The organism is Vibrio lentus (genome assembly GCF_002875945.1).
In the GTDB taxonomy this organism is placed as follows: Bacteria; Pseudomonadota; Gammaproteobacteria; order Enterobacterales; family Vibrionaceae; genus Vibrio; species Vibrio apostichopi.
Genome location: NZ_MCZK01000179.1, coordinates 1 through 12,761 on the forward strand (window position 1 = coordinate 1; position 12,761 = coordinate 12,761).

The window sequence follows — 12,761 nt, forward strand, 5'->3', positions numbered from 1 at the left end:
AATTACGCAACAAAGCCATTGATATGAATAAATTTTATTACTTGGGTTTCTCAGGGGGAGCTTCTTCAACTGATGCCGATGGCGTGATTGCATATATTACCTATCTTTCGATTCAAGATAGGTAAATGTTTATATAAGTTAATAAAAAGCCACCGTTGATACGGTGGCTTTCTTATAGTTTACGCATGTTGAAAATCAACCATATTTATTAATAAATGATATAACATGCTTATTACTAAGCAATTCGATCTTGTCGATGGTTAATATACAGTATCGGTATGACTTGTTTTTAAAGGTGATATTCGACATCTCTTCTGTTGGCTCTGAGAACTTATAGATCTCAAACCCGAGATTCTTCATTAGCTCTAATGCGTTTGGATTTTTTATGATCATCGAATACTTTTTAATCTTAGTATTTCTTGCAAGAAGCTTCATATCGGAAATCAGGTTAGCAATAGATTGTTCGCGCTTCTCGGAATGACCGCTAACCACAATGTAATTTAGGTTATGATTAGAATCTAAAGAGCATGCTTGCTTAATATGCAGATGCTTATTTCGGTATTGCTCGAATACCTCTTCGTTGAAGAAAAAACCTAGGCTATGACTAACAATATCGCCATTAACATCGACCATTTTTCTGCCATGCGCCTTTATTTCACTGCAATAGAGAAACAGGTCGATAGTATCAAGAGCTGAAGGATCCACCTTTGTATATTGCGAAATCAGCTTTATTCTATCTATTACTGCTTTGTCATTCTGATCTGTCATCAATGGCATGATCTGACAGTCGCAGCCTTCTTCTATCTCCCCTTTAGTGATAGATGATATTCGGCTTTGAAACGAAAAGAACCTCTCACGAAGGAAGTCTTCAAGTAGTACACTGTCTTCGTTATCTTCTGAATCAAAGGATTTCAACGTTGTATACAAGTCCAGGCCAAGGCAGTCTAATAGCTTGAGAGCTTTGTTATTGCTTGGTTTTACTTTGTTATTTTCCCATCGATTAATCGTTACGACATCTACAGAGCTGAATTCATCATCTAAGTGATTGATGTATGCCGCGAAATCCTTTTGCGTTAATTTCAATTTTTTACGTGATTCACGCAGTAAATGTGAAAATTTCATCGTGGTAGAATATCCATCTTTGATTAGTGACATAACGTTCCGATTCGTCAGATAGTCTATTTTATCAATAGTTAATATACAGTAGCTATAATATTTTTTTTTGAATGTAATATTAGATTTTTCAGCACAAGGTGCTGAAAATTTGAATACTTCAAATCCCACTCCCTTCAAGAGCTTCATCATATTGGGATCTTTTACTAAAACAGAGTATTTCTTTATGTTTTTACTTTGAGAAAGTAACTTTATATCTGAAACTATATGCTCAATCACATGGTGTTCTGTTTCTGAGTGCGAGCTTATATTAAAATAATTTATGTTCTTGCTTGATTTTAAAGAGCAGGCCATTCTTATATCCAGCTCTTGAGTCTTTAATATTTCAAATTGATGCTCTTCAAAGAAAAATCCTAAGTTGTGACTCACAATCTCGTCATTTCCATTTATGAGTTTGTGACCGTGTGCTTTTTTCTCACTGTAATAGAGATATAAATCAATTTGATTCAGTGGTGAAATATCTACTTTGGTGAACTTAGAAAGTAGTTTTATTCTGTCAATGACGCCAGTGTCGCACTGCTTTGACATTAAAGGCAGTGACCTAAAGTTGCGATTGCCTTGTTGCTTATTCAGGCCTGATACAGCTGAAATTCTACTTTGAAATGAGCCATAAGATTCGTTTAAAAACAGATCGATTAACGTATCTTTTGGGTTAGATTTAAAGCTTCTTATTGTACCAAACAAGTCCCCCCCAAGGTACTGCAAGATCTTGAGTGCTTTGTAAGCGCTAGGCTTTACCTTGTTGTTTTCCCAACGATTTATCGTTACAACATCAACCGCATTAAACTCATCATCTAGGTGGTTTAAGTAGGTTGCAAATTCCGTTTGTGTAAATTTAAGTTCCTTTCTTAAGTTACGTAGCAACTGTGAAAATTCACTCATCTTAAAACACTAACCTTTTGATAATTAACTTAATAAGTTGATTCTAATTTAGACATCCGACTCGCTATTTAACATTGCCATCAATTTGTTTTTGATGGATGTTAATTGTTCAGAATATTTGAACTGTATGTTGCGCATGTCCCTAAAAGGCAAAATGCCAAATTAGTGACGTCAAATCTATGGCATTCGGCCTAGAGACTTGTCAATCTACTGTGAAGTGCGCGTTAATGTTCAGATACAACCTTGTCTTTCTCTTATCCATTTTATTGGTTCCATTTGCCTCCTATGCGGACACTACCGGCTTAACAATGGACCTGTCTGTTGATAGTGCGTCTTACGACAATGACCAGGAAGTGGTTTATACGCTTGTTTTAACGAATGAGTCGGATACAGCCATCCATGATTTTGACGTTAAAGATGGGCTATTAAATATCTTAACGACAGACGATGAAGGGAATAACGTTAACGCCTTTACTGAGGTATTGATTGAAGCTAGGTCGAACGCTCTTTCGTCACCAGGCACTTACAATCGTTTTGGCAATCTAGAAGCGACTGACGTTCGTGTTACGGCGGGTGGGTCGGTGACCTATACGATGACTGCTACAGTATCTAGTGATGCGGCGGGTACGATTGATAACGTGGCAAGTGCAAGCTCTGGACCTCTCGATTCTGTTGAATCAAATACGGAATCCATTCAGAGAAGTTTGTACCAACACGATGTTGTGGTGTCAGTCGATAAGACAAACTACCAACTGAATAAAGAACTGACGTACTCGATCAAGGTATCGAATACTGGCGATACGGTGATTCAAACGCTTGATGTTCACGATGCAATTTCAGATATTAAGGCACTCGACATTGATGGCGTTCTTCAACAGGCATTCACTAACAATGTGAACTCAGCCGAGGTACAAGGTGGCGATAGTGATGCAGGTAACTTTAGTTCTTCAGGGGACTTGTCAGTCGCTGATGCATCGATAGATATTGGTGGATCTATCACCTACAAAATTCGAACGACCGTTGCCGACAAACTTGTCGGCGACATTGTTAATGACAGCATAACGGCGGAAACACGAGACGCTCTAGTAACGGGTGATGTAATCGCCACGCCCCCTACACAACCTAATATCACTCTGAAACATACCTTAAACCAAACAGATAACTACCTTGTTGATGATGAGTTCTCTTACACGGTTACCGTAACCAACCAAGAAAATTCCGGTATCGCCTATCGCTATTCTGTTCAGCAGTTACTTGCTGACTTAGAGACCGACTTAGGTAACGATGTTAGCGATGACAAAAATGCTAACGATACAACTGGCAATCCTTACGAATCTTGGACCAATCAAGTTATTACTATTGGTGCTAACAGTACTTCTGAACTGGCCGTTAGCGGCGTTGAATCCGACCGTTCACTGAACGATACAGTCTCTATTTACCCTGGCGAGGAGATCCTTTACTCGGTTGAGGTCGATGTAAGCCCCGTATCTATTGGCGAAATTCCTAAAGTTATTGCGCGCGTCGTGGATGCTGAAGGCACGGCCGATTCCGCTGATGTAGTGACTACTCCCCTGAATACACAAGATGTTTTAGATTCTTCATCAAGCCAAATTACTCGCAACAAGAACACAACAGATACCACTTATGTGCCCGGAATAGCGGGTGAAAATGAAGTGGTCTACGACATTGTTATCTCCAACAAAGACACTGAATTTTTCGCAAACGATATTGAAGTGATCGATAAATTTGCTTGTATCGTGACAGAACAAGCCGATGGCACTAATGCTTCTGCGTTCTCCGAATGGAAACTGGAAGTGGATGAAAGCAGTGGTGAGGGTTCTAACTATGGTTCATTTAATTATGGGGCTTGGACAACGAACGACATCAACCTAAAAGTCGATCTTGCACCTGAGGGCTTTGTTCACTACAAGCTGACAGCAAAAGTAGCAGATACCAGTGTCGGTCAAATTGTCGATGATGGTACCGATGCAGGTTTGTGTCTGGGAGACAACCTAGGTGAGTCGGGTTCTGGCGTACAAATGCCAAACTCCAAGTTGAAAGTACAGAAAGAGGTGGATTCTCGCTATTACTCTGCGGGTGGCACACTCAATTATGAAATTACTGTAGAAAATAATGGTGATGGCTACGCGATCGATGTACCTGTTTATGATGATTTAGTGTCAGTCATGACCAATTCAATCGATGGTACGCCAATCAACGCGTATTTGAGCTGGGAAGTGACGGCGAAATCTTATGGTTCAGATAACTTAGTATCAACAAACAGTGATCCCGGATTCAGTGGTGAGATTGAAGGTGATCAGAGTAATAAAAAGATCCTTGATGTAAAGGCTAAATTAGCCCCTCACGACAAAATCATCTACAGCATTGCAGCGGTTGTAAATCCGATTGCAGATGATGAGATTCGAAATCAAGTGACGGTAGACAGCGTGCTTTATTCCGACAGAGGTTCATACCCGAGGGACTATTACCTAGTCTTGGATAAACGTGTCGATGGTAACAATGAGCAAAGCGCTTACACTGACACGACAGAGGAAGTGACTTATAGGATCAGCATTACCAATCCTGAAGGGAATGGTTTTGCGTCTAACATCAATGTTAAAGATGAAATCAGCACGATAGAGGCTGAGTTATTGCATGAGCCGGGTGAAACCAAGCCAGTGTTTAAATCGTGGACGATCAGTGCTGAAAAAGAAGCAACCTCTCCTTGGGCAGAGGCCGTTACTGATCCTGGTGAATTCTTAGACGGTAAGGACTTGGATGCTGTTGCACAAATCCCGCCGGGCGCAACTATTACGTATACCATTGTCGGAACACTCGATCGCAGTGATGATACTGAAATCCTCTGGGGAGACTTCAGCAATACTGCAACGGTAACGGGCATTGATACCAACCTATCGGATACCGTTCACACCTACCCAAATGAACCTAATCTTATTGTCGATAAGACGGCTCAAAACTCTGACTTTGTGGGAGGAGAGCGTACTACCTTCGATATTTATATTTATAACCGAGGTGTTGGCTACGCAAATGACGCAACGGTAAAAGACAGTATTTCAGCGCTTAACTTCTTTGACAGTTGGACTATTGTCGGTTCAACCAATACGGATCAGCCGGGATCTCGCTACGGTGATATCTCTGACAATGCAGACATCGATACTGATGTGGATATTACTCCTGGCGGGTGGATTCACTACGAAGTCAGTGGTGTTGTTAAGTCTGATTATGAAGAAGACCAAGTATCAAACCGTGTTGATGTATATGACCCAATCACAGACCGTGAACACAGCTCTTCTGCACAAATAGACAACTCGAACAGTGCTTATGACATCAATGTATCACTAGCCAAAACGACCGATGTGGTTCGTTACACGCCGGGTGAAGACCTCACTTACACTATCGTAATTAGTAACAATGGAGATACAGACGAAACTGATCTTGTCTTTTTGGATCGATTGAGTGAGATCACCACCACGCTTGCCAACGATAAAGATGGTGAAGTGGAAGATCTTGTCGATCAAAATCCGTTTGAGTATTGGTCGGTTGATAGTGGTGCGGGTTTTGGACCTGATACGACTGAAGATGTAGAGATCCCACTGACGATTAAAGCTGGTGAGCTTGTTACTGTCCGCATTAAAGCGCGTGTCAAAGACAATGCGGTATCGAATGGAGTCGCAGATAGAGACGCTGGTATCATCCGTAACGAAGCGGTGTTGATTCATGCTGACGATGCAGATTGTACCGACGACTGCGAGTACGCGAAACGTGCCGTAGCTGAAAACCATCAAGTTCACAATAACGGCACAGTGGTTCGGACGACCAATATCAACCGCTACTCTCCGGGCGATGAACTGACTTACACCATCAAATACAACTCTCAAGATGGGCACGGCTACCGCAACAATGTTGACGTCAATGAACTGATCAATGATATCTCGGTTGAGCTTCAAGACGGCACGTCAGGTAATCCATTCTTCGACGATTCGGTTGGCGAAAACAAATTTACGGTTTCGGTGGCTAAGAGTGCCCCTGCAAACGCCGGTACAACCGATGGCACAAAAGACGGCAATGTTGCAGATGACAATAATATCGTGACCTCTATTGATATTGATGCCGGAGAAGATGTGATTTATACGGTGACAGGTATCGTTAGACCTGATGCGATTGGTGATATTCATTACCGTGATACCGTGGTGCTTCCTGATGACTACCACCTCTCTTTTGATAAAACCACCGACGAAGTGGTGTATGAACCTGGTAAGACGGTTACTTATCATTTAGTCGTTGAGAATGACGGTAAAGGCAATGCTCACGACATTCCAATCGTCGATAACCTCAAAGATATTACCGTCGATCTCGTCGACGGTACGACTGGACCTGCGTATTCAACGTGGACCATTACCTCTATTGCATCTGGCACCGATTCTGAATATGTAGACGCAGGTGCGGGTGCCGGTAAGGTTTACACATCAACAGACAGCAATCTAAACGAAGAGGCCGATATTCCGATGGGAGCGACACTTGAGTACCAAGTAGTCGCGACCATTAATGACAAAGCTAATGGCGGTGTTGTTAATGTATTGACCGTTGATGGCGACACGATTTCTCACAATATTCAACAAGAAGCTCGTAAAGTCGACTTTGAGAAAAATATTCTGGCTTACTACGATACGGATGGTAAAGAGATTCCTGGTGCGACAAGTTATATGCCTGGGGGTTACATTGAATATGAAATCTTAATCGAGAATATTGCGAGCGCTCACGTTGATGATATGAGTCTGCGTGATGACATCGACCAAATTAACACTCAATACTACGATGAAACTCGTGGTCCAGCATTTGATAGTTGGTCCATCGAAACGTCTACAGACAGCTCAGGGATCTCTGACCCAGACGTTGATAACTCGATTCAAGATAACCAACCGATTGATACGCACTTCGATATCTCGGCAGATAATTTTGGTCGCGCAACGTCATCAGCTTTTGTGCGTTATGTTGTTAAAGCTAAAATCAGCCCTAAAGCAGTAGGCTCGTTTACTAACAGAGCTTACATTGACGAAGACTCTGGAAACGAACTGATAGCGGTTTCTCCGCCTGCGTCGATGTCTGACCCCGAAATAGCATTCTCGAAAAAGGCGTTCTATGACGCTGGCTTCTCCTCGGACAAATCTGAATATTCTCAAGCCGCTGGTGAAAGTGAGGTTTACTACCGCGTTCAAATTAAGAACACGGGTAATGGCATTGAATATGGCTCTCGCCTCGAAGATACCATTTCAGAAATTCAGACTCGTATTGCAGAAGATGCCTCGACTTCTGGCAGTGACCCTGTCGGGCAGCCATTTTTGTCTGGTTGGGAAGTGCAGTTAGAAAAAACGGCAGCGGTTGATTCGATTACGGACGCGGTTGACTTTGTTTCTGGTAACAACGTTGATATTGATAACGACATTGTTATCGCGCCTCAAGAAAGTCTAATGTTCACTATTCATGCTGCGGTTCGTGAAGATGCATTGGGTGAAATCATCAACAAGGCAAGTTACGACGGCAGTGTTCGTAGTTCCAAACTAACACCGCTTGGAAACAATATCAGTGTTGAAAAACGCGTGGTGTCGATTAATGGTAATCCGTTTAACGATGGAGATACCTATCTGCCGGGCGACGAAGTTGAGTATGAGTTTGTGGTCACTAACCCTGAAAACGGTTGGGCAAATGATATTCAGATCAAAGACACGGTAAAGGATATTCAAGTTGAGGTTATTGGCGGAACAATGGAATCCGCTTTTGTTTCGGGCGATATCACTCACGAAGGCAGTAATGGTATTGATGCTAATGTCGATACTTATGTTCCTAGTTATAAACCAAACAGTAACCTGAATATTGAAACTGATATTGCCGCGGGCGAAGTGTTGACGTTCAATCTAAAAGGAATTATTCGTGACGACGCGTTGGGTACTATCGAAGCTAACCAAGTGTCGGCAGAAAATGAGTCAGCGACATCAGAAACTATCCCACCTCAAGAAGCTGAGCTCGACTATTTCAAAACCTTGGTTTACACCGATGGTGATTCGGCAGGCTGTTCAGTTCCTTCAAACGATGGCAGTAGTTGTACCTACGCACCACGCGGGGATGTTGAGTATCAAGTTACGCTAGAGAATACGGGTGATAGCATCGCGAATGACGTGAGTGTTATCGATGCTATTCATACCATCAAAACTGAAGATGGTGATGATGCGTTCTCTGAATGGACCACCGCGATTGCTGTGGAACCTGTTGGTTCTTATGACGTACGAGGTAACTACAACGGTAGTGTGCCATTGAATGCAACTGTCGACCTTCGCCCTGATGAGCACATTGTATTTGACGTGAAAGGCAGAGTTTCTGCATCAGCGACAGGTACCATCACCAATACGGCACAAGTGAATGGCGATAACACCAACGACATCGTACTTGACCCTGGCCGCTCGAACATTCTAGTTGATAAGTGGACGGATACGCCTGATTACGTGCCGGGTGGCACGGTGAATTACTACATCGATATCACCAACGACGATGTGGATACAGGCCTGTTCTCTATCCGTGACATCATCAGTGGTTTTGAAGTTGAAACTGTCGACGGAACAATGCAAACCGCACTCACGGAGTGGACTTTTGATTATGATGTTCTTGCTAACTCTGCGCCGTTAGAGCCCAATGCGAATGACTTCTCTGAACTAGACAAGCTGGTCTCGCAAAGTAGCCCAGACATCGATGTCCCTGCTAAGTCTCTCAAGATCGCAGGCCGTGATGATGCGGGTACTGGCGGCGGCGACAAGTACACAGCAGTTCGTATCTATATCGAAGGTAAGGTTCGTGATGACGCGATTGGTCGCTTTACCAATACCGCTTATCTGCGACACGGTTTAGACGATTCAAAGATGATTCGTTTGAGAGAAGGTTACATCACTCCTAAAGCGGGGAAGCTGGTATTAACCAAACAAACCACACCGATTGCAGAACCTGATGCTAAGTATCAACCGGGTCAACCTATCTCATACAAGATCACCGTGGCTAACACAGGTGAAGGTTACCTTGTGGATCAAGTCTTGACGGATCGTATCGATACCATCATGACTGAAGTGGCTAACAGTCCGGATCAAGAGCAAGCATTGACCGGAAGTTGGGTCATCAGTGATGAAAAGATTGATGGTAGCGGCGATCCAACACTGAATGCTCGCAAAGATGTGTCTAACACCACTCAAGGTTACAGCGCCACTTACAGCATTCACCCTGGTGATAGCTATTCATTTGTTGTAACCAACACGGCAAACGACAAAGCCAAAGGCGAGATCACTAACGTTGTTAAAGTGGCTGGCGATGATGGTGAGTACACGGCAGACGCGACTTATATTCCAGAAGACGCGCAAGTTGAGATCACGAAAGACGTTGATAAAGCAGAGTACCTTCCGGGAGAAACACTTCAATACACCGTGACCGTTAAAAATAACGGTTTGGGCTGGGCAGAGGATGTTGTGATTGAAGATGCACTTAAATCGGTTGAAACCACGATCGCTGGTGGTGAGACGAAGCAAGCCTTTGATCCTGCTTCAATTCAAGTCTCGGCAGTATCAACGACGGGCGAAACACCAGTACCAGACGCAACCAGTGGTGAAGACCTCAACCAGACGCTCGATATCGCACCGGAAGACAGCATTGTGTTCACGATTCAAGTGACGACCAATGCGCTTGCGACCGGTGATATCACCAATATGGCCTCTGCTACGTTTGATGGCACGACTTTAGATGACACGGTAACCAGCACACCTGTATTGGCGATGGTTTCTGTCGAGAAAACGGTCGACACTCCATCGTATGAAGTGACTAAGTTGAGCCACTACGAGATTAAGGTAACCAATAGCTCTGATGCCTTTGCTTCTGCGGTTCAGCTGCAAGATATTATCAGCGACATTGAAGTAGACACCACGACAGACAAACAAGAATCGGCCTTCCTAATGTGGGAAGTGAGCTTTGAAGCGAGCGATGACCGTACGGTTGTTACTCCGGAGAGCTTTGAGTTGAGTGAAGACATCGACGCTACCATGGATATCGCTCCACAAAGTACAGTGACGTTTCATGTTGAAGCATTGATTCGTACAACTGCAATTGGCGATATCAGTAATACGGCGACCATCACTTACAACGGGACACCACAAGATTCTACGGTAGTCATGACGCCGAAGGATTCTGAGTTTGTAGCGACGAAAACCAATGTACAGACCGAGTATATGCAGGGTGGTGAATTAGAGTTCCTGATCACGATTGAAAATACTTCAAATAACAACATCAATGACCTAAGTGTTGTCGATGACATGAGCACTATTGAAGTTGAATATTACGATGACACCACTGGGCCTGCTTTTGTTTCTGGCACCACCTCTATGATGGTGGAGTCAACCACTGTTGGGACGACGGCTGAACAAATCAGCCCAACGGAATACAGTGTAGATATTGCACCGCATGGCACGGTTGTGTTCCGTTCAAAAGGTACCGTAGTCGATATCGCGACTGGACAGATCATCAATACTGCCCAAGTAGACGGCGGCGATGTAGTTAGCCCTCCGGTCAACACCGTTGCAGCGGTTGTTCAAGCTGAGCTCTATACAGACGAACCTTATTACGTGCCGGGTGACCAGGTTGAGTACCACTTAGTGGTGCAAAATATTGGTCGTGGTATAGCCAAAGATGTTGCTATTTATACACAGTTCGCAGAATCAATGGGCGATTACATTGGTGGTATTACTGGAAACTCATTTGATGAAGGTACATTAACCGCAACGTGGGAAGGAGCAGAAACTCAACCGGGCACGTTTGAAGATAATAGAGACTTGTCGACCGTTGTCGATATTGCACCTGGCGGCAATATTGATTACACCTTCATTTTGACAGTCAATGAAGACATGCTGACTAACATTGATGTCTTTGGCTATTACCTTGACTTAACGGGTAGTTCAACGAGGCGTGCTCGCTCTAAAGATATGTCGGATTCTGAAGCTTCGAAGCAGATAACTGGCAATCAGGTGTCAGCTTTGAATTTACCTCCAGTGGGTGCTGATCTGGTTGTCGAGAAGCGTTCCGATAAACCTGAATACACTGAAGATGACGACAGTGTCACTTATTACTTAGCCGTGACCAATAATGGTTTAGGTAATGCTGCGAATGTGCGACTCACTGATGAGATCAGTGAACTGCAAAATAGCGTTGGCAATAACGTGTTTACCGACTGGACGATTGAAGGTGTTGAAGTCGATGACACGGGCGCAGTGATTCAACGTCATAGCTTCCCATCGAGCAAAGACTTAGATACTACCGTTAACCTGAAGTCCCAAAAGCGAAATGCCTATGCATTTGAAGTGGTGGGTACATTAGGTAAAGGTTTGGATGACGACATCACTAATACCTTTACGGCGAAAGAATCTGACGGTACCGAAACCAGCGACAGCGTAACCACTCACATCAAGAAGATTCCAGATAACTCTGGGATATTGGAATTGACCAAGTTTGCACTGCAAGATACCACACAAGTCGGTGATGCGGTTGAGTACGAGATCATCGTTGAAAACAATAATGAATCTTACTTTAAGAACGTGACGGTAGAAGACCGTTACCCGGGTGGTTTGAAATACATCGTGGACACGTCAGAAATCGTGTTGAGCGGTATTGATGGTGAGTTTGGTACGGAAGACGATCAGGTTCTCTCTCAAGAACCATCAGACACTGGCAAGCTGATGTTCACTTCGTTGAACTTTGATCCGGGCGAGAAACTGCGTATCCGTTATCTATTGCGTGTATCGGTAGGTGCTACCTTTGGTGACTACATCAACACCGCAGTCGCGAAAGTGGATGGCTCTGCGGTTTCGAATGAAGACACCGCTAAAGTAACTGTAGAACCAGACAAAGTGTTCGATACCTCGTCGATCATCGGTAAAGTTTTTGAAGATCACAACAAAGATGGATTCCAAGCAGATGCAACCGCGTTTGATGTTGAATTAACCGCGAACTTACCAACGCAAGGCTACATTGCCGACTCGACACACATCATCCGTGATGGCCAAGACGTTGCTGTTCAAGATGGTGCGATAACCACTGGCCTTAAGCAGGGCTTGGATCTTGGCGACCTTTGGGGTCATTCAGTAAACCGAACACTGCCAGAAACCAGCAAAGTGGTGATTCAATTCAAGACTCGAACACAGCAGAGCTTTGATTTCTATGTCACGACCGATGCGGGCTCCCGTATCGAGTTTGATGCAGAAGGTCAGATTCAGTTTAAGCATGAATCCGATAAGAAGAAGGGACTGAGCGCGGAAAACCTCAACGTAACCAGAAACCTGTATCGCGATGGCGAGGATTACCTGTGGGAAATCGTTATCGAGAACAAAGGTATTTACGAAGACGGTATTCCGGGCGTTAAGTTGATGACGGTTGAGGGAATCGTTATTTACACAGACCAGTACGGTCGTTACCACGTGCCCGACCAATGGGTACTCAATAAGAAAGGTAAGAACTTCCTAGTGAAGTTGGACACTGACTCGCTATCCACCTCTATGGAAGTGGTGAGCGAAAACCCGAAAGTGTTGCGAATTACCCCGAACAAGCTCACCAAGTTCAACTTTAGCGTTCATCGCAAAGACCAAGAAAGTGAACAGAAGTAAGCCATT

2 protein-coding genes are annotated in these 12,761 nt (G+C 43.8%); one reads left to right on the forward strand and one right to left on the reverse strand.

Features of this window, described 5'->3' with window-relative positions; translation table 11 throughout:
- Positions 1 to 195 precede the first annotated feature (195 nt).
- Positions 196 to 2,055 carry a helix-turn-helix domain-containing protein gene (locus BCT49_RS24550; RefSeq protein WP_102438890.1) on the reverse strand — a complete coding sequence of 620 codons (1,860 nt, stop codon included), beginning with the start codon at positions 2,053 to 2,055 and terminating at the stop codon, positions 196 to 198.
- A gap of 308 nt (positions 2,056 to 2,363) precedes the next feature.
- On the opposite strand from BCT49_RS24550, the gene BCT49_RS24555 reads away from it, so the two are divergent.
- A complete protein-coding gene (locus BCT49_RS24555) occupies positions 2,364 to 12,755 on the forward strand; it encodes a DUF11 domain-containing protein (RefSeq protein WP_102438933.1) in 10,392 nt (3,463 codons plus the stop codon).
- The last annotated feature ends 6 nt before the right edge of the window (positions 12,756 to 12,761 follow it).